Origin of the sequence: Haloferax prahovense (assembly GCF_000723845.1) — an archaeon.
GTDB classification, from domain to species: domain Archaea; phylum Halobacteriota; class Halobacteria; order Halobacteriales; family Haloferacaceae; genus Haloferax; species Haloferax prahovense.
In genome coordinates this window covers 1,089,223-1,108,202 of sequence record NZ_LK053000.1, presented here as the reverse complement: position 1 = coordinate 1,108,202, position 18,980 = coordinate 1,089,223, and the positions used below count along the sequence as shown (strand labels likewise).

Genomic DNA, 18,980 nt, shown 5'->3' with positions numbered 1-18,980 from the left:
ATGGTAAACGACTTCCAGGTCGAGTTCATCGAACGCGAAGACCGACGCGCCCGTTTCGTCGCGCGCGGTCTGACCCCGGCGCTAGCCAACGGCATTCGCCGGGCGATGGTCGCCGACGTGCCGACGTTCTCCATCGACACCGTTCGGTTCGTGGAGAACACCTCGGTCATGTTCGACGAGATGATCGGGCTTCGTCTCGGTCTGGTTCCGTTGACCACGCCTCTCGGCGACTTCGAACCCGGTGACACCGTCACCGTCGCGCTCGAAGTCGACGGGCCGGCAACCGCCTACTCCGGGGACATCGAATCCGCGGACGACATGGTCGTCCCGGCGGACGAGAACATCCCCATCATCGAGCTGAAGGAGGGCCAGCGCCTCGAGTTCGAGGCCGACGCCGTCCTCGGCTACGGAAAGGACCACGCCAAGAATCAAGGCGGGGTCGCCGTCGGCTATCGACACCTCCAGCGCGTGGAGGTCGTCGGCGACGCCGGCGAGTTCGATGAACAGGAGCCGAACATCCTCCGCGGCGTCATCGAAGAGGCCGCGGCGGAGCACGCCGAGGGGGACGCCGAAGACGGCGACCTCGTCGCAACCGAAACGTTCGGCAACGACCTGACGGAGCGGTACCCCGGTAAAGAGGTCGAAGTACACGACGTGCCCGGAGCGTTCGTCTTCAGTGTGGAGACGGACGGTTCGTTCGACGTCGACGAGCTCGTGACTCGCGCTGTCGCCTCCTTGGGCGACCGCGCGGCCGAGCTCGAAGAGAAGGTCGCACTGTAAGATGAATACTGCCCCGTCTCAACACCGACGTTCGCCCGCCCCGCGAGGGGTCACGACCACCGATAGCGTGGCGTGTGACTCACTCACGGCGGCGGGTCGGACCGAAGGTGTTTTTACGGGGCATGAAGTACAGCGGAATGCTTGCAGGGATAGCCAAGTCTGGCCAACGGCGCAGCGTTCAGGGCGCTGTCTCATAGGAGTCCGCAGGTTCAAATCCTGCTCCCTGCACTCCGCTTTCTCTCTGGAGGTAGACAATGAGTAAGACGAACCCGAGACTCAACAGTCTCATCGCCGAGCTGAAGGCGGTCTCGCGTGAGTCCGGTGCCAACGTCTGGCAGGATGTCGCGGACCGTCTCGAAAAGCCACGGCGCACCCACGCGGAAGTCAACCTTGGTCGTATCGAACGATACGCTCAGGAAGACGAGACCGTCGTCGTGCCCGGCAAGGTGCTGGGTAGCGGTGTGCTGCAGAAGAACGTCACAGTCGCGGCCGTGGACTTCTCGTCCACCGCTCGAAAGAAGATCGAGCAGGTCGGCGACACCGTGACGCTAGAACAACTCGCTGAACAGAACCCCGACGGGTCCAACGTACGGGTGATCCGATGAGCCTCGCAGAATTCGACGCAGACGTCGTTGTCGACGCTCGAAACTGCATCGTCGGCCGCGTCGCCTCGGAGGTCGCACAGCGCGCCCTCGCAGGGGAGACGGTCGCCGTCGTCAACGCTGAAGACGCCGTCATCACGGGCTCGGAACAGGACGTGATGGCCAAGTACAGAAAGCGCGTCGAAGTCGGTTCGGACCAGGGTCCGTACTACCCGAAGCGTCCCGACCGCATCTTCAAGCGTGCCATCCGCGGCATGCTTCCGTACAAGAAGCCCCGCGGCCGCGAGGCGCTCTCGAACGTCCGCGTCTACGTCGGCAATCCGTACGACGAAGACGGCGAGATGCTCGAAGACACCTCGCTGGACCGACTTTCGAACATCAAGTTCATCTCGCTCGGAGAGGTCTCCGAGAAGCTGGGTGCTAACGTCACATGGTAACGAACACGTCCGGTAAGAAGAAGACCGCAATCGCCCGCGCCACCGTGCGCGAGGGCGAAGGTCGAGTCCGAATCAACTCCCAGCCGGTCGAGCTGGTCGAGCCGGAGATGGCCCGCCTCAAGATGCTGGAACCGTTCCGCATCGCAGGCGAGGACCTCCGCTCGCAGGTCGACATCGACGTGCGCGTCAACGGCGGCGGCGTGGCCGGTCAGGCCGACGCAGTCCGCACCGCGCTCGCTCGTGGCCTGGTGCAGTACCTGAACGACGCGGAGCTTCGCGACGCGTACATGGAGTTCGACCGCTCGCTTCTGGTCAACGACGTCCGCCAGTCCGAACCCAAGAAGTGGGGCGGACCGGGCGCGCGCGCTCGTTACCAGAAGTCCTACCGCTGAGGTGATCTAACCATGATGATTCCCGTCCGGTGTTTCACCTGCGGCACAGTGATCGGCGAACACTGGGACGAGTTCAAAGCCCGTGCTCGCGAGGGAGACGAGGACCCCGCTGACGTCCTCGACGACCTCGGAGTCACGCGTGCCTGCTGCCGGCGGATGATGGTGTCGCACAAGGACCTCGTGGACGTCGTATCTCCCTACCAATGATTCAACGGTACAACCGATACGAGAAGGCACGAATCCTCGGCGCACGAGCGCTGCAGGTCTCCTACGGTGCACCCGTTCTCGTCGATTCGGAACAGACCGAACCGATATTAATCGCCGCTGAGGAGTACGACGCAGGTGTACTTCCGTTCACCGTCAAACGAGAGGGTAAGTGACAACATGACTCGAATCACATCCGTAGCTCTGCGCCGCGTGCTCGACTCCCGTGGGAACCCGACGGTCGAAGCCGACGTGCTCACCGAATCCGGTGGGTTCGGTCGCGCTGCGGCCCCGAGCGGGGCCTCCACCGGCGAGTACGAGGCAATCGAACTGCCGCCGACCGAAGCAATCGCCGCCGCGCGGCGACACGCCGTTCCCCGACTCGTGGACGAGGTCCACGCGGGCAACCAGCGTGAGGTCGACGCGACGCTCCGCGCCGCAGACGGCTCCGAGAACTTCTCGGAAATCGGCGCGAACAGTGCGGTCGCCATCTCGATGGCGGCCGCCAAGGCCGGTGCCGACGTGCTCGGTGCACCCCTGTACCAGCACCTCGGCGGCGCGTTCCGCGGCGACAACTTCCCGACGCCGCTCGGGAACGTCATCGGTGGCGGTGAACACGCCAAAGAAGCGACGAACATTCAGGAGTTCCTCGCCGCGCCGGTCGGCGCGCCGAGCGTCTCCGAAGCCGTCTTCGCCAACGCGAAGGTCCACGCCCGCGCGTCCGAGATTCTCGACGAGCGCGGCGTGCCCGCCGCGAAGGGCGACGAGGGTGCGTGGGCACCGCCGGTATCCGACGCCGACGCGTTCGAAATCATGGGCGAAGCGGTATCCGACGTCGAGGACGAACTCGGCTTCGAGATTCGCTTCGGTCTCGACATCGCGGCCTCGGAGATGTTCGAAGATGGCGTCTACCACTACGGTGACGAGACGAAGACGACCGACGAGCAGATCGACTACGTCGCCGAGATGGTCGACGAGTACGACCTCGTCTACGTCGAAGACCCCCTCGACGAGAACGACTACGAGGGCTTCGCGGAACTCACAGAGCGCGTGGGCGACCGCACGCTCATCTGCGGTGACGACCTGTTCGTCACCAACGTCGACCGTCTGCAGGACGGCATCGACGTGGGCGCCGCGAACTCCATCCTCATCAAGCCGAACCAGATCGGGACGCTGACCGACGCGTTCGACGCTGTCGAACTGGCCTCCCGAAACGGAATGGACGCCGTCATCTCTCACCGCTCCGGTGAGACGGAAGACGCGACCATCGCACACCTCGCCGTCGCAACCGACGCGCCGTTCATCAAGACTGGCACGGTGCAGGGCGAGCGAACCGCCAAACTGAACGAACTCATCCGCATCGCGGACGACGCAGTATGAGCGACAACGAAAACGACGCGGTGGAGGTCGCCGACGAGGAACCCGAGACGGAGACCGAAGCGGTCGCCGAGACGGAACCCGCCGAGGCCGCCACCGAAGACGAGACAGCAGAGACCGCCGAGGCGGCCGACGAAGCCGCCGAAGCCGAAGAAGCAGAGCCGGAACCGGCCTTCGACGAGGACGTTATGCCCGACGAAGACGCCGACCTGCTCATCCCGGTCGAGGACTACCTGGCCGCCGGTGTCCACATCGGTACCCAGCAGAAGACCAAGGACATGGTCCGGTTCATCCACCGTGTCCGCGACGACGGGCTCTACGTGCTCGACGTCAGCCAGACGGACTCGCGAATCCGCACCGCCGCGGACTTCCTCGCGAACTACAGTCCGGAGCAGATTCTGGTCACGTCCTCCCGCCAGTACGGTCGCTTCCCGGCCGAGAAGTTCGCCGACGCCGTCGGCGCTCGCGCCCGCACGGGCCGCTTCATCCCGGGAACCCTGACGAACCCCGACTACGCCGGCTACATCGAACCCGACGTGGTCGTCGTCACCGACCCGATTGGTGACGCGCAGGCCGTCAAGGAGGCCATCACGGTCGGCATCCCGGTCATCGCGATGTGCGACTCCAACAACCAGACGTCGAACGTCGACCTCGTCGTCCCGACGAACAACAAGGGTCGACGCGCGCTGTCGGTCGTCTACTGGCTCCTCGCCAACGAGACGCTCGACCGCCGCGGCTCCGACACGGTCTACGCCCTCGAAGACTTCGAGGCCGAACTGTAGTTCGGGACGACATTTCGACTCGACTTTTCTGACGCCCGCCCGGTGAGCGGCGGCGCGTTCTCTCGGTTCGATAGCGGTACAGCGACGCCGACCCGAGAGCCGTGCGCATCGCGCCCGCCGCAAACGGTTTTGTGCGTCGTTCCCATAGCTAACCACATGAGTAAACTCCTCCACCAGCTCACCGTGAGCGAACTCGCTGACCGGGTAGACGCGGGCGACTCGTTCACCGTGGTCGACACGCGACCGCCCGAGAGCTTCGAGTCGTGGCATATCGAGGGCTCGGTTAACGTTCCCTTCCACCCCGCCGACGGACTCGGCGGCGACTGGGATTGGGATCGCGTCGACGACCTCGCCGAGGAAGGACCGGTCGTCGCCATCTGCGGGAAGGGGCTGTCCTCTACGTCGTTCGGGTTCGAACTCGCGGCGCGGGGCTACGACGAGGTTGAGGTCGTCAAAGGCGGCATGGAGGACTGGAGCAAGCTGTACGAGGTGGTCGAACTCGACACCGGCGACGACGACCTGTTCGTCGCGCAGGTCCAGCGGCGCGCGAAGGGCTGTCTCGGCTACGTCGTCGGCTCGCGGTCGGCCCGCGAGGCGGTCGTCGTGGACGCGACCCGGCAGGTCCACGAGTTCGAACTCGTCGCCGCCGACGCCGGCATGACGGTCTCGGGTGTGCTCGACACGCACGTCCACGCCGACCACGTCTCGGGCGGTCGGACCCTCGCCGACCGACTCGGCGTACCGTACTACCTCGGTTCGGAGGCGGCGGACCGCGACGTTGCATACGAGTTCACCGCGCTCGACGACGGCGAGACGCTGAGCGTCGGTGACTACGACATCGAGGCGATTCACGCGCCGGGCCACACCTCGGACATGACGAACTACCTCGTCGACGGTCGGCTCCTCCTCACCGGCGACACGCTGTTCGTCGAGTCGGTCGGCCGGACGGAGCTCCAGTTCGGCGACGCCGACGCGGCGACGGGCGCGGAACTCCTCTACGAGACGCTCCACGACACGCTGTTGTCGCTTCCCGACGAGACGCGCGTCCTCCCCGGGCACGTCTCAGTCGGGGCGGACGGGCGCTACGGCGTCGCCGCGCCGGGCAAACTCGTGAGCGCGACGCTCGGCGACCTGCGCGGGGAACTCGACTTGCTGTCGATGGACGAGTCGGCGTTCGTCGACCGGGTGGCCGGAGATACGCCCGAAAAGCCCGCGAACTACGAGCGCGTCATCGCCATCAACACCGGGCGGGCCTCGGTCGGCGACGAGGAGGAGGCGACTGAACTCGAACTCGGACCGAACAACTGCGCCGCCTGAGCCGACCGTCAGACCTCGACTCGCGATTCAGGGCGATTCGGGCCGATTCAGGGGAGTTCCACCACGCCCAGTCGCCCCTCGAACAGGTCGTGGTCGAACCACGCCATGTGGCGGTCGCTGTAGCGAATCTCGGGGCCGAGCGACAGCGAGTTCCGCGCCCGGTCGAGGTCGGTGACGCCGACGAGAAACGCGCACGGTCCCTCGCCGACCTCGTCGATGCGCGCTTCGAGCGCGCCGCCGCCGGGTTCGCACAGGGCGAGCGGCGTGCCGGGAAGGACGGCGAACTCGGAGAACGGCCCGTTGATGTCGACCGGCGAAGGGTAGCGGTGCCGCCGGGCGAACAGCGCCGCGGTCGCCTCGCGGTCGCGGGTGGCGACGACGACGGTGTGGAGTCCGCGGACGGCGGCGTTTCGTGCGGCTTTCGGGACGCGGTAGCTCCGCGGGGTGCGGTCGCGGATGAAGAAGGGGAGTCGCTGGTCTGCACCCTCGAAGCTCATGTCCCACTCGACGAGGCGGCCGTCCGGCCGAGCGCGAGAGGCCTCGTGCGGGCCATCGACGGGGAGGCCGGCGTCGATGGCGCTTTTGGCGGTGGCGGCGGCGTCGTCGGTCTCCAGACACCACGATGCGGGGCCGGCGTCGGCCGCGAGGTGGGCTGGCCAGAATCCGGCGTCCGCCGCGTCGGTTCCGAGCGTCGGCGCGATGAGTTCGAGGTACGACCCGTCGGGGAACGGGACGACGGCCATGTGAGTCGTTCCGGTCCCGTGTTCGCCGCCGTAGGTTGGGGTGAGGCCGACTTCGTTCGCGGCCGCTCGGAGTTCGTACAGCTCGGTACCACCGAACGCGACGTGGTCGATGGTTCGGTCCATACGCTCCCCACGTCAGACTCGGTATAGTGTTTAGGGGCGTTCTGTCTGGGAGTCTGAGGGTTCGTTTCCCCGACCGAAGCGTTTTGCGTCCGGCCCGCCACGATACCGTATGAACCTCTTTCGGAGCGTCAAAGCGGTCGCGGACGCTTCGGCGACCGGCTCCGGCACCATCGACTGGGACGCCGTCGCCGAGGCCGCGAAAGCCGCGACCGACCCCGGCTCGCTCGACCTCTCGGAGGCGGAGCGAGCGGGGTACGCCGCGGACGTTCGCGACGCGCGCGACCGCCTTTCGACCGTCGCCGAGGTGGAGTTCGACGTGCCCGAAGTCGTCGAAGTCCAGAACCGACACCACTGGATAGACGCGAACGTGGCGACGTTCCGACGGGTGATGGTCCCGTTCGAGGAACACGGCCCGGCGCTCCTTCCCGGTGTCACCCGCGCCGTCAACACCGGCTCGTTCGCCTTCGTCCTCTCGTTCCTCGGGAACAACGTCCTCGGGCAGTACGACCCGCTGCTCCTCGCCGAGGGCGACGACGACCACGGCCTGTACTTCGTCCACCCGAACATCCGCCGGGTCGCCGACAGCCTCGACGTGGACTACCCGCGGTTCCGCCGCTGGATCGCCTTCCACGAGGTGTCCCACGCCGCGGAGTTCGGCGCGGCCCCGTGGCTCTCGACGCACCTCGAATCGCGGATGCAACGCGGCGTCGACGCGCTCGTCGAAGGCGACATCGACCGCAACGCGTTCCGCGAACTCGACACGGCGATGACCGCCGTCGAGGGCTACGCGGAACTGCTGATGGACCGGGCGTTCGACGACGACTACGAGGACCTCCGCCGGAAGCTCGACGAGCGACGACAGGGCGGCGGTCCCGTCGCGAAGCTCGCGCGTCGGCTCCTCGGACTCGGCCTCAAGCGCCGGCAGTACGAACGCGGCGCTCGGTTCTTCGAGCACGTCGCCGACGAACGCGGCGTCGCGGCCGCTTCGCGAGTGTGGGACCATCCGGAGAACTTACCGACCGACGCCGAATTGGACGCGCCCGAGCGATGGATCGCGCGGGTGTCGCCCTGAAGAGACTGCAACTCCATCGGCACGCGTACCCGATGCCCGAGCCGTGCTCGGGTCGCGCACGTACCTTGGGTAGGTCGCCGTGTTGCATCAGAGGCCCAATTCCGGTGCCCCACAGCGCTATCCGGTGAATAACCAGGTCATTGCCCCTGCCCTGGTTACCGGCAAGAATCTGTCCTCAGAGGACAGCTATATACTCTGCGATTCGATGCCACACGTTTAATCTGAAATATGTGTTTGTGTTCGAATTTCACAACAGACGATACGTCTAGCGTCGGTTCACCGCGGTGAACTCCTTGGCCCAGCGGCCCAGATACCACGTGAGGACCCCGCCGACGGCCAGGCCGGCGAGGAGCGCGATTGCGCTCTGAACGAGTGTCGCTCCGGCTTGGACGGCGACGAGGCCGGCCGACACGCCGACCAACAGAACGAATCCGATTTTGATTCGGTTGTTGGCGAGCCGCGTCTCCTCGTCGCTCATGCTGGAACCGACCATCGTTCCTCCGAAATCGCGCCGTGGGGCGGTTTTCGCGGCCGCGCGCGGAATCTATCGTCCATAGCAGTCCATTGGGTTGGGAGGGTTTGAAACCGGTGTCTCACTGGAACCCGCGGTCGACGCCGTCGGACTCGATGAGGTCGTCGAGGTCCGTGGACAGCAGTTCGTCAGCGTCGGCGAACTCGTCTGCGAGGTCGTCGAGGCGGTCGGGCCGGGCGTCGAACTCGTAGTCCATCGGGCCGAACGCCGGGCTTTCGAGCGCCTCCATCACGTCGGTGAAGAAGTCGTCGGCGGTGGTCGGCGTGTCGGCGTGGACTTTCACGGTCTCTTCGAGTCGCCGCGCCATCGATTCAGCCTGCGACTCGTCTTCGGGCGGTTGCTGGACGGCGAACCGGCCGGCGTCGTTCTCGCCGTCGTCGCCGCGCCGGCGCGGGAACAGCGGGTCGAGGTCGTCGTCGATGCGACGGGCGACGCGAGCGCCGACGCCGCGGACCTCGTAGGGGTTCTTCGCGTACGTCTTCAGTTGGTAGACACCGGCGTTCGGGTGGGCGAGAAAGAGGTCCTCACCGAGGCTCCGTCGCCGGGTGCCCGCGACGGCCCGCCACGCGTCGGGGTCGCGGCCACGGCCGTCTTCGACGACCTCCGAGAGGATGTCCTGCCAATCTCTGACGCGCATGGGTGGGCGTACCATGCGAGAGAGAAAGAACGTGACGGTCGGGGAGAGTCACGCACGCGAACCGCCGCGGGGCTCACACCCCACCGACGGCTATTTGGCCGCGCCTCACCGACGGTTCGGACGTGAACCTTCGCGGTCCGCTCGTCGAGGTCGGCGAGCCGCGTGACGTCGAAACGAAGTACGGCGAGCGCTCGCTGGCGGAGGTGACGCTCCGCCCCGAGCGCGGGACCGGAGACCCCGTGACCGTCACCCTCTGGGGGAAGTGGACCCACGCCGCCGAACACGCCGAACCGGGGATGGACCTGCTCGTCACCGACGCCGAGGAGTCCGAGTACCGCGGCGAGACGACCTATTCGACCGGCTCGGAGTCGTTCGTCGTCGTCGAACCCGACTTCCTCGTCGACGTGACCGACATCCGCTCGTGGGTGCAGTGCTCGCGGATGTACTACCTGAACAAGCTCTCGGGTATCCCGCTGAACTACCCGGTGGTGAAAGGGACCATCGTCCACGACGTGTTCGGCGACCTGCTCCGCGGCCGCGACCTCGACTCGTCCATCGACGAGCGCATCGACGAGCGCGGCCTCGAACTCGGCTTGCTCGGCCGCGAGGTCGACGAGGTCGCGGACGAGGTCCGCCGCAACGCCGCCGCCATCGAGGGCTGGCTCTCGCAGGGCGTCCTCACCGACGAAGACGAGTGGCGCTCCGAGTACACGCTCATCTCGCCGACGTTCGGCATCAAGGGCCGCGCCGACGCCCTCCGCCGGGGGTCGCCCGTCGAACTCAAGACCGGCAAGAACCTCAACCGCGACCCGCGGTTTCAGGACAAGATTCAGGCCGCCTCCTACGCGCTCATCCTCGAAGAGCGGGGCGTCCCGGTCGACACGGGGACGCTCCTCTACACCAAGAACACGACGCTCGACCGCACCGAGGAGTCTGGCGACCTCTCGCCGGCGAAGGACTTCTCCATCGGCCGCGGCCTCCTCGAGTTCGTCGTCCGCACCCGCAACGAAATCGCGGCGATGGAACACGACGCGTCGGTGCCGACCGGCTACGAGGTGAACTCGAAGTGCGAGTACTGCTTCGAGAAGGACACCTGCATGGTCGTCTCCGGCAGACTCGACCAGGAGTCGAAAGCCGGCGCAATCGGGAACCCGGTCCCCGAGGACGAACGCGACTACTTCGACCGCTTCTACCGCGCCGTCGAAGAAGAGCGCCGGGCGGTCCACAACGAATACCGAAAGCTCTGGGACCAGAGCGCCGAGGAGCGCGCCGACGACGACCGGGCGCTCATCGGCCTCGAACCCATCGGCCAGACCGAGCGCCCCGACGGCACGTGGGAACTCCGGGCGAAGCAGACCGACGACGCGGTGTCGAAGCTCCGCGCCGGCGACGTGGCGCTCGCCAGCGACGGCCACCCCGTCGAGGGGCACGCCGAACTCGCGCGCATCGTCGAACTCGGCGACGAGGTGGTCGTCACGACCGACGAACCCGTCCCGCTCCGCCGCCTCGACGTGTACCCCTCCGAACTCACCGTCGACCGCCTGCTCACCGCGCTCCACGACGCGGTGCTCAAGGGGTCGCCCGCCCGGAAAGACGTGCTGTTCGGCCGCCGCGACCCCGGGTTCTCGGACCGGTCTGTCGGCCGCACGTTCATCGACAACAACGACGCGCAGGACGACGCGGTGCGCCTCGCGGTCGACGCCGACGACCTCGCGCTCATCCACGGGCCGCCGGGGACGGGCAAGACCTACACCATCGCCCGGACCATCCGCGCGCTCGTCGAGGACGGCAACCGCGTCTTGCTTTCGGCCTTTACGAACCGCGCGGTTGACAACGCCCTCGAAGCTCTGCGCGACCAGGGGTTCGAGGATATTGTTCGTGTCGGAACCGAATCGGGCGTCCGCGAGGACATGCAGGACATTCGGCTCTCGCGGAGCGGCGACCCGAACGCGCTCGCCGCCGCTCTCCACGACGCGCCGGTCGTCGCCGCGACCACCGCCTCCTGCGGGTCGCGCGTGATGCGCGAGCAGTCGTTCGACGCGGCGCTCGTCGACGAGGCGTCACAGATAACCGAACCGGGGACGCTCGCCGCCGTCAACCTCGCCGACCGGTTCGTCCTCGTCGGCGACCACAAACAGCTTCCGCCGGTCGTCCGCGCCGAAAACGACCTCCAGAAATCGCTGTTCCAGCGACTCATCGAGACGTATCCCGACGCCTCGGTCATGCTCGACCGGCAGTACCGCATGTCCCAACGGATTCAGGCCTTTGCCTCCAAGGAGTTCTACGACGGCGCGCTCCGCCCGGCCACGGGCGCTGTCGCGTCTCAGCACCTCCGCGACCTCGGCGTCGACACCGCGGACCTCCCCGCCGAACTCGCGGACCAAGTCGCCTTCGTCGACCCCGACGGCCGGCGCGTCGGCAACACGAATCCCATCGAAGCCGACCGCGTGGCCGAGGTCGTCGCCGCCTACGAGGCCGCCGGCGTCGATACCGACGACATTGGCGTCATCGCGCCGTTCCGGGCGCAGGTCGCAGAAATCTCCCGGAGAACCGACGCGACCGTCGACACGGTCGACCGGTTCCAGGGCTCCTCGAAGGAGGTCATCGTCGTCTCCTTCGTCGCCACCGGCGACTTGGACGGCCCGCTGTTCGAGGACCACCGCCGCATCAACGTCGCGCTGACGCGGGCGAAAAAGGCGCTGTGTCTCGTCGGCGACGCCGACGCGCTCGAATCCGACCCGTTCTACGACCGGATGCTCGCGTGGGCGCGGCGGTAGGACGCTCGCCCGCGACCCCGGTCTCTGCCCCGGCCCCGGCCTCGTACCCGGACCCCGTCAGTCCACGTCGATGCCGAGGTCCGCCTCGTCGTCGCCGATTTCGGCCTTGACGCGCTCGTGGAACTCCCGGAGCGCCGCGCTCTCGTCTTCGGCGAGGACCACGTCGCTCGCGGTCAGCGTGGCGAGGCCGAACGCCCGGGGCGTCGGCGACGAGACCTGGTGGCCGACCACGTCTACGTCGCCCGCCCGAATCGCCGCAACCGCGTCCTCGATGGCGGCGAGGTTCAGTTTGTCTTCGAGAAGCTCGCGGTAGGTCTCTTCCATCACGGCGAACTCGTCGAGGTCCTGCGCGAACGACAGCAGCATCTCCGAGGAGACCTGCTGTTGGGCGGCGGACTTCTCGTAGCCCTTGTAGCGCTTGAGAATCATGAGCGAGCGCGTCGCGTTGATTCGGAAGTAGCGTTTCAGGAGGTCGGTCCCGTCGAGGGCGGCCCGCAGGTCGTCCTCGACTTCCTCGGGCGTCAGGTCGCGGAGGACGCCCGCAAGGTCGACTTTGCGGTTGAGCGGCATCGAGAGCGAAAAGCCGTTGTCGGCGACCGCGACCTGCACGTTCGCGTTCGTCCGGCGGGCCGCGTGGTACGCGAGGAGCCGCGAGAGGCCGTCGTTGAACCGCCGGCCGTAGGTGCAGTGGACGTAGAAGTGCCGGCGGTAGGTGTCGCGGTCGAGTTCGGTCTCGACGACGAGTCTGTCGGGGGTCGCCACGCTCTCGGGACCGGCGTATCTGACCTGCTCGTCGAACATCCGCGTGACGGCGCGGACGCTGTTCTCGTCGAGCGGGAACTCCCGGAGCCACGACCTGACGGCGGGCGCGCCGCCGGCGTCGAGTCGGTCCACGAGGTCGGCCTGAAACGCGGCGAGTTCGCGGCCGAGGTCGTACGAAAGCGGCAGGCGTTCGGAGAACCACGAGGGAACCGTCGGGCGCTGTGTGGTGCGGTCGACGTACACCTTCGACCCGCGGCGGTAGCGGTACGCGAAGTGGTCGCCGCCGAGGACGAACACGTCGCCTTTCTCCAGCGTGTCGAGGTAGCCCTCGTCGAGCGTGCCGACCCACTGGTCGGCCCCGCGGACCAACACGTCGCAGGTAAAGGAGTCCGGAATCGTGCCGATGTTGGTCATGTAGATGACGCGGGCCATCCGACCGCGTTTGCCGATGAGGTGCTCGCCGACGGGGTACTCCTCGTAGTGGTGCTCGCCGTCCGGCGGGTCGTTGGTGTCGCGCCAGATTTTCGCGTAGACGTTCTTGTCTTCGAGGCCGTCGTAGTCGGCGGTGAGATAGCGGAACAGGCGCTCGAAGTCGTCGTCCGAGAAGTTCCGATACGGGTAGGCCCGCCGGAGCGTCTCGCGCAGTTCCGACTCGGGGCGAATCGCGTTGATGGCCATCCCGTACACCTGCTGGGCGGCCACGTCGAAGGCGTTCTCGGGGATGAACACCCGGTCGACGAAGCCCGACTCGGCCTTCGAGAGCATCACCGCGCACTCGACGAGTTCGTCCCTGTCGAGAGCGATGACGCGACCCTCGACCGTCTGGCCGAGCTGGTGGCCCGCGCGGCCGACCCGCTGGAGGAGCGCGGCGACGGATTTGGGAGAGCCGACCTGTACCACGAGGTCGATGTGGGGCATGTCGATGCCGAGTTCGAGGCTCGTGGAGGTGGTGACCACGCGCAGCTCGCCGGCCTTTAGCTTCGACTCTATCTCCTGTCTGCGCTCTTTCGAGAGGCTCCCGTGGTGACAACCCGAGTTCGATTCGTCGATGTCGTCGAATCCCTCGCGGAGGTTGTGGAGGACGCGCTCCGCGCCCGACCGCGTGTTGGTGAACACGAGCGTGTTCGTGTGCGAGGCGACGAGGTCGTGCAGGCGGTCGTAAAATCGGCTCTGGACCTCGCTTCGGGGCGTCCGAATCAGGTCGTCGGTCGGACACTCCAGTTGCACGTCGAAGTCGCGGACGAACCGCGTGTCGACGAGTTCGTAGTCGCGGGGCTCGCCGTTCTCGCCGTCCTCGCGGCCGACGAGGAACTCCGCGACCGTGTCGAGGGGCTCGACGGTGGCCGAACAGCCGATGCGCGTCGGCGACGACTCGGCCAGGTCCTCCAGTCGCTCTAACGACACCGACAGATGGGTGCCGCGTTTGTTCTCCGCGAGGCTGTGAATCTCGTCGACGACGACGTACTCGACGGTTCGGAGCTTCTCTTTGAACTTCGGCGAGTTGAGCAGAATTGCCAGCGTCTCGGGCGTCGTGTTGAGTATGTGCGGCGTCTCCGAGAGCATCTTCTGGCGGTCCGCCGAGGAGGTGTCGCCGTGGCGGATGGCGTGTCTGATATCCACCGTCTCCCCGCGGTCGGCGACGATGTCGGCGATACCCTCTAACGGCTCGGTCAGATTCCGGTGGATGTCGTTGGCGAGCGACTTCAGCGGCGAGACGTAGAGGCAGTACACCGAGTTGTCGAGGCCGTCAGGCGACTCGCGCTCCCGGCGGAACAGCTCGTTGATGATGGCCGTGAAGGAGGCGAGCGTCTTTCCCGACCCCGTCGGCGCGCAGATGAGGGCGTTGTCGCCGTCGTGGATGCGCGGGATGGCCCCGCGCTGGGGCGGAGTGAAAAAGCCGCCGTTGCCGGGGACGAACTCCCCGAACCGGTCGACCCACCACTCCTGGACGGCGGGCTCCAACAGGTCGAGTACGTCCTCGTCGGCGACCGTCACCGACTCGGGGTCGAACTCGTAGTCGCCGCCTCTCGACGCGAGAAGCGAGCGGCCGCGCCGGGTCATTACCTCGGGGTTAGCCTGCGCGGGTATGAGGGTTGTGCCCGCGGCCGAGCCAGCGGGCGCAAGGACTAACGCCGCCGCCGTGGTATCTCGGCGCATGCGCGTCACGTTCCTCGGCACCGGTAGTGCGATGCCCGTCACCGGCCGCGCCCAGACCGGGCTCCTCCTCGAATCGGACAGCAACGCCCTCCTCGTGGACTGCGGGTCGGGCGTCCTCGCCCGACTCGCGGAGACGGAGGTCGGCTACGAGGGCGTCTCGTCTGTCCTCCTCACGCACCACCACCTCGACCACGTGTCGGACCTGATGGCGCTCGTAAAGGCCCGGTGGCTCGCCGGACAGGACCGCCTCGAAATCGTCGGCCCGGAAGGGACCGAGGACCTCGTCGAGGGGCTGTTCGACGTTCACGACTACCTAAAGGGACGCCTCGACGTGCAGATTCGGGAGGTCGGGCCGACCGAGTTCGGCGTCGCCGGCTTCGACGTGATGGGGTTCGAGGTCCGCCACTCGATGCCGACGCTCGCCTACCGCTTCAGCAACGAGCGGGGCGAGGCCGACTTCGTCTTCTCGGGGGACACCGAGGCGTTCTCCGCCCTCGGCGACTTCGCCGACGGCGCGAGCGTCCTCGCGCACGACTGCTCGTTCCCCGACGACGTGGACGTGTCGAACCATCCGACGCCGTCGCAGGTTGGCGAGGCGCTCGCCGGCTGTGACATCGATTCGGTCTACCTGACGCACCTCTACCCGCACGCCGACCGCGTCACCGACGACCTCCGGGCGAGCGTGAGCGAACAGTTCGACGGCGAGGTCCGGGTCGCAAAAGACGGCTTGGTCGTCGAACTCTGAGTTCGAGTCCGATTACTCTCCGCGGATGACGGTCCCGGGCGACTCGCCGGCGACGAACGCCGACAGCCCCTCGGGGCCGAAGACGTGCGCCGGCGCGCCGAGCGCGAGCAGTTTTCTGACCTTCGCGGCCATCCCGCCGGTCACGTCGGTCGACTCCGACCCGCCGAGCGCGTCGGCCGCGTCCGCGAACGCCGTAATCTCGGGAATCACGTCGCCGTCGGCGTCGAGGACGCCGGGGACGGTCGAACAGAGTCCGACGCGGTCCGCGCCGAGTCCGGACGCGAGCGACACCACGAGGTCGTCGCCGCTGACGATAGTCGCGCCCTTGCCCGCGTGCGCGATGACATCACCGTGGAGGACCGGGACGAAGCCCTCGTCGAGCATCGTCTCGGTCGCCGCGAGGGGAAGCGATAGCGAGCCGTCGGCCTCGCGCGCGCCGACCGAAAGCGGGTGGACCGGCAGGGCCGAGACGCTGCGGTCGGCGAGGGCGTCGAGGACGGCGTCGTTGAGGCGCTTCATCGCGTCGTGGATGGCGCGGACCCCGCCGGCGTCGCGGGTTCCGGAGCCCGAGGAGACGCCGTGTTCGGCGGCGTGGTGGTGGCCGAAGCTCCCGCCGCCGTGGACGACGACGACGCGGCCCGACGCAGCGAGGGTCGCGACTGCGTCCGCCGCGGCCGCCAGCCCCGCCTCGTCCACCGTCTCCGGTTCGTCCTTGTCGGTGACGACGCTCCCACCGAGTTTGAGGACGACGAGGCTCACGCCGAGTCCTCCCCGTCTCCGTCGCGCTCGGCGTCCGCTTCGGGCGAGACCTCGACTCTGACGCCCTCGGTGGCGAGTTCGGCGCGGAAGGCGTCCTCGCAACCGGGGGTGAATCGGAGCGCGGTCTGGGTCTCGGGCGTCGGGTCGAGAGAGACGATACAGCCGCCGCCACCCGCGCCGGTCAGTTTCGCGCCGTACGCGCCGGCCTCGCGGGCGGCCCACACCATCGAGTCGAGCGAGCGCGAGGAGACGCCGAGGGCTTCGAGCAGGCCGTGGTTGAAGTTCATGAAGCGGCCGAGCTCCGAGAGGAGCTCCTCGGGCGGCTCGTCGGCGTCGGGGTCCGACTCGGCCAGCAGTTCCTCGCCCCGGCGGACGATGTCGCCGACGGTCGAGACCGTGTCGGCGGCGAAGTCGTACTCCTCGCGGAGCGCGCGGACGCCGGAGACGAGCGCACCGGTGTCGCCCGCACCGCCGTCGAAGCCGATGACGAACGGGAGCGGCGGCGCGTCGATGGTTCGGCAGTCGTCGCCCTCGACGCGGACGGCCCCGCCCATCGCGGAACAGAAGGTATCGGCGCGGGAGGCCTGTCCGTCCTGGACCTCGTGTTCGGCGCGGTAGGCGCGTTCTGCGATTTCGCGGGGTTCGAGTTCGACGCCGAGTTCGCGGGTCGCGGCGTCGATGCCGGCGACGACGACCGCCGCGGAGGAGCCGAGGCCGGCCCCGAGCGGGATATCGCTTTCGACGGTGATGTCGAAGCCGGCGTCGGGCGCGTCGGCGGCCTCGCGGGCCTGGTCGACCGCGGCGTCGATGTAGCCCATCGCGGCCTCCACGAGCGGTGCCGGAACGTCCACGTCGGGCCGGTCGCCGGTCGAGCCGCGGTACTCGACGGTGAAGCCGTTGAGACTCAGGTCCTCGGCGCGGACGCGGACGTGGTCGTCGTCGCGGGCGGCGACGGTGACGGTCGCCCGGCGCTCGACCGCGCAGGGGACCGCCGGTTCGCCGTAGACGACTGCGTGCTCCCCGAACAGGTACACCTTGCCGGGAGCGCTCGAAACGGTCATACCCCGGAGTTGCTACGGGATTCGCTTAAGGGTATCCGACCGCGGTCGAACCCGGCGGTGGTCGTCGGTGGGAACGGTCGCGGAAAAAGGTGTTCGGAGCCGCCGGCTCAGGCGTCGATTTCGACTTCGTCGCGCTCCTCGTCGTCGAGGTCGGCCAGTTCGTCGAGGTCGCCGCCGCCGCCGCGGATGTAGCGGACCGCCGCGGCGATGCCGACGAGGAGGACGAACCCGACGAGCAGCGCCATACCGGGGCCGCCGCTCGACTCGGATTCGTCGGTCTCGTCGGCGTCGAGTTCCGCGTCGTAGTCGTCGTACGATTCGTCCTCGGCTTCGAGTGCCGCCGCCTCGTCGCCGCCGCGCTTGGAGAGGAGCGGCGCGCTGTTGGTCGGGCTGAACTCGAAGCCGTCGTGCAGGTGGACCTCGAAGAGGGTGAAGTCGGCCATACCCATCAGTACGCTCACAAGATGGATATGCCTTGTGGCGACGGGACGACGCGGGTCGCCGTGAGACGCGAGGACCTCGACCCGCGGTGACTCCCGGTGGGGTGTGCTTGATTCGCTGTGTTCTTGTTTCGCCGCTCGTCAACGTCTCGTATGGACGACGACCGACGCGCCTTCCTCGAAGACCTGCTCACCACACCCAGTCCGTCCGGCTACGAAGTCGCCGGCCAGCGCGTGTGGGTGGACTACGTCTCGCAGTTCGCCGACGACGTGACGGTCGACGACTACGGCAACGCCGTCGCGGTCCACGAAGGCACCGGCGAGGGCCCCGAAATCGCCTTCACCGGCCACGCGGACCAAATCGGCTACATCGTCCGCGACATCGACGACGACGGCTTCGTCCGCATCGGTCCCATCGGCGGCGCGGACCGCACCGTCTCGAAGGGCCAGCACGTGACGGTCCACGGCGACGACGGCGACGTGGCCGGCGTCATCGGCCAGACCGCCATCCACCTCCGCGACGTGGGAAGCGAGGAGTACGACGACCTCGAAGAGCAGTTCGTCGACATCGGCGCGACGAGCAAGGGCGACGCGAAAGACCACGTCGAGGTCGGCGACCCAGTGACGGTCGAAGCGCGGGTCCGCGACCTCGCGGGCGACCGCGTCGCCGCCAACGGGATGGACAACCGCGTCGGCACGTGGTCGGCCGCGGAGGGCCTCCGCGCCGCCGTCGAGGCCGACGTGGACGCGACGGTGTACGCCGTCAGCACGGTTCAGGAGGAAGTCGGCGTGCAGGGCGCGAAGATGGTCGGCTACGACCTCGACCCCGACGCGATGGTCGCCGTCGACGTGACCCACGCGACGGACAACCCCGACGTGCCCGGCAAGCGCAAGGGCCCGGTCGAACTCGGCGAGGGGCCGGTCGTCTCCCGCGGGAGCGCGAACCACCCCACCGTCGTCTCACTCGCCCGCGACGCGGCCAAAGACGCCGACATCGGCGTGCAGTTACAGGCCGCCGGCATCCGCACGGGCACCGACGCCGACGCCTTCTACACGAGTCGCTCCGGCATCCCGTCGCTCAACATCGGCATCCCGAACCGCTACATGCACACGCCCGTCGAAGTGGTCTCCACGAGCGACCTCGACGACGTGGCCGAACTGCTCGGGTCGATGGCCGCGCTCGCGGGCGACGTGGACTCGTTCGGCGTCGAACTGTAGACGGGCGCACGTCGGCCCCGCGCGCTGTGCGTAGTTGTCGCACACGTCTCCGGGCGAAAGAAA

Annotated in this window: 20 protein-coding genes and 1 tRNA gene; 14 read left to right on the top strand and 7 right to left on the bottom strand. The window is 67.7% G+C overall.

Annotated elements, in window-relative coordinates; translation table 11 throughout:
* The 10 genes from BN984_RS05425 to BN984_RS05380 all read left to right on the top strand — a co-directional run bounded on the left by BN984_RS05425 (position 1) and on the right by BN984_RS05380 (position 5,891).
* Positions 1–780: a DNA-directed RNA polymerase subunit D gene (locus BN984_RS05425; protein WP_008094951.1), complete on the top strand. Its 780-nt coding sequence runs from the start codon at positions 1–3 to the stop codon at positions 778–780.
* Between the two features lie 143 nt (positions 781–923).
* A tRNA-Leu gene (locus tag BN984_RS05420) sits at positions 924–1,008 on the top strand.
* A 26-nt stretch (positions 1,009–1,034) separates the two neighbouring features.
* Entirely contained in the window at positions 1,035–1,385 is a 351-nt protein-coding gene (locus tag BN984_RS05415; RefSeq protein WP_004043025.1) for a 50S ribosomal protein L18e, read from the top strand.
* Complete coding sequence (locus BN984_RS05410; RefSeq protein ID WP_004974520.1) at positions 1,382–1,819, top strand: 50S ribosomal protein L13; 438 nt, start codon at positions 1,382–1,384, stop codon at positions 1,817–1,819. Before BN984_RS05415 ends, BN984_RS05410 begins: the two co-directional genes overlap by 4 nt.
* Positions 1,813–2,211 carry a 30S ribosomal protein S9 gene (locus BN984_RS05405; RefSeq protein WP_004043023.1) on the top strand — a complete coding sequence of 133 codons (399 nt, stop codon included), beginning with the start codon at positions 1,813–1,815 and terminating at the stop codon, positions 2,209–2,211. Before BN984_RS05410 ends, BN984_RS05405 begins: the two co-directional genes overlap by 7 nt.
* Before the next feature lie 12 nt (positions 2,212–2,223).
* Positions 2,224–2,418: a DNA-directed RNA polymerase subunit N gene (locus tag BN984_RS05400; protein WP_004061330.1), complete on the top strand. Its 195-nt coding sequence runs from the start codon at positions 2,224–2,226 to the stop codon at positions 2,416–2,418.
* The gene (locus tag BN984_RS05395; RefSeq protein ID WP_008094957.1) at positions 2,415–2,591 is read left to right on the top strand and encodes a DNA-directed RNA polymerase subunit K; all 177 of its coding nucleotides are present in this window, start codon (positions 2,415–2,417) and stop codon (positions 2,589–2,591) included. Before BN984_RS05400 ends, BN984_RS05395 begins: the two co-directional genes overlap by 4 nt.
* A 4-nt stretch (positions 2,592–2,595) precedes the next feature.
* The gene (gene eno, locus BN984_RS05390; RefSeq protein WP_008094958.1) at positions 2,596–3,795 is read left to right on the top strand and encodes a phosphopyruvate hydratase; all 1,200 of its coding nucleotides are present in this window, start codon (positions 2,596–2,598) and stop codon (positions 3,793–3,795) included.
* Positions 3,792–4,574 (top strand): 30S ribosomal protein S2, encoded by a 783-nt coding sequence (rpsB, locus tag BN984_RS05385; protein WP_004974538.1) that lies wholly within the window; start codon positions 3,792–3,794, stop codon positions 4,572–4,574. The genes eno and rpsB overlap by 4 nt, the downstream gene beginning before the upstream one ends.
* A gap of 156 nt (positions 4,575–4,730) precedes the next feature.
* Positions 4,731–5,891 (top strand): MBL fold metallo-hydrolase, encoded by a 1,161-nt coding sequence (locus BN984_RS05380; RefSeq protein WP_049967836.1) that lies wholly within the window; start codon positions 4,731–4,733, stop codon positions 5,889–5,891.
* A 47-nt stretch (positions 5,892–5,938) separates the two neighbouring features.
* On the opposite strand, the gene BN984_RS05375 is transcribed toward BN984_RS05380, so the two are convergent.
* The gene (locus tag BN984_RS05375; protein WP_008094960.1) at positions 5,939–6,757 is read right to left on the bottom strand and encodes a VOC family protein; all 819 of its coding nucleotides are present in this window, start codon (positions 6,755–6,757) and stop codon (positions 5,939–5,941) included.
* 109 nt (positions 6,758–6,866) lie between these two features.
* Between BN984_RS05375 and BN984_RS05370 the strand changes: the two genes are divergently transcribed.
* On the top strand, positions 6,867–7,829 hold the full coding sequence (locus BN984_RS05370; protein WP_008094961.1) for a zinc-dependent metalloprotease: 963 nt from the start codon (positions 6,867–6,869) through the stop codon (positions 7,827–7,829).
* A 265-nt stretch (positions 7,830–8,094) separates the two neighbouring features.
* Here the strand turns inward: BN984_RS05370 and BN984_RS05365 are convergent, their stop codons facing one another.
* Both BN984_RS05365 and BN984_RS05360 read right to left on the bottom strand, forming a co-directional pair.
* Complete coding sequence (locus tag BN984_RS05365; RefSeq protein ID WP_008094962.1) at positions 8,095–8,322, bottom strand: hypothetical protein; 228 nt, start codon at positions 8,320–8,322, stop codon at positions 8,095–8,097.
* Positions 8,323–8,422: 100 nt separating this feature from the next.
* Positions 8,423–8,998: a hypothetical protein gene (locus BN984_RS05360; RefSeq protein WP_049967835.1), complete on the bottom strand. Its 576-nt coding sequence runs from the start codon at positions 8,996–8,998 to the stop codon at positions 8,423–8,425.
* Positions 8,999–9,120: 122 nt separating this feature from the next.
* Here BN984_RS05360 and BN984_RS05355 point away from each other — a divergent pair, with 122 nt between their 5' ends.
* Positions 9,121–11,775: an AAA domain-containing protein gene (locus tag BN984_RS05355; RefSeq protein WP_049967834.1), complete on the top strand. Its 2,655-nt coding sequence runs from the start codon at positions 9,121–9,123 to the stop codon at positions 11,773–11,775.
* Positions 11,776–11,832: 57 nt separating this feature from the next.
* Here the strand turns inward: BN984_RS05355 and BN984_RS05350 are convergent, their stop codons facing one another.
* Positions 11,833–14,598 carry an ATP-dependent helicase gene (locus tag BN984_RS05350; RefSeq protein ID WP_049967833.1) on the bottom strand — a complete coding sequence of 922 codons (2,766 nt, stop codon included), beginning with the start codon at positions 14,596–14,598 and terminating at the stop codon, positions 11,833–11,835.
* A gap of 94 nt (positions 14,599–14,692) precedes the next feature.
* Between BN984_RS05350 and BN984_RS05345 the strand changes: the two genes are divergently transcribed.
* Positions 14,693–15,439, top strand: a complete 747-nt coding sequence (locus BN984_RS05345; RefSeq protein ID WP_008094966.1) for an MBL fold metallo-hydrolase — start codon at positions 14,693–14,695, stop codon at positions 15,437–15,439.
* Positions 15,440–15,451: 12 nt separating this feature from the next.
* Here the strand turns inward: BN984_RS05345 and BN984_RS05340 are convergent, their stop codons facing one another.
* From BN984_RS05340 to BN984_RS05330, 3 genes are all read right to left on the bottom strand, one after another.
* A complete protein-coding gene (locus BN984_RS05340; protein WP_049967832.1) occupies positions 15,452–16,198 on the bottom strand; it encodes an isopentenyl phosphate kinase in 747 nt (248 codons plus the stop codon).
* Positions 16,195–17,259, bottom strand: a complete 1,065-nt coding sequence (gene mvk, locus BN984_RS05335; RefSeq protein WP_049967831.1) for a mevalonate kinase — start codon at positions 17,257–17,259, stop codon at positions 16,195–16,197. The genes BN984_RS05340 and mvk overlap by 4 nt, the downstream gene beginning before the upstream one ends.
* 107 nt (positions 17,260–17,366) lie before the next feature.
* Positions 17,367–17,702 (bottom strand): hypothetical protein, encoded by a 336-nt coding sequence (locus BN984_RS05330; protein WP_049913569.1) that lies wholly within the window; start codon positions 17,700–17,702, stop codon positions 17,367–17,369.
* A 150-nt stretch (positions 17,703–17,852) separates the two neighbouring features.
* On the opposite strand from BN984_RS05330, the gene BN984_RS05325 reads away from it, so the two are divergent.
* Complete coding sequence (locus BN984_RS05325; RefSeq protein WP_008094975.1) at positions 17,853–18,917, top strand: zinc-binding metallopeptidase family protein; 1,065 nt, start codon at positions 17,853–17,855, stop codon at positions 18,915–18,917.
* Positions 18,918–18,980 lie beyond the last annotated feature (63 nt).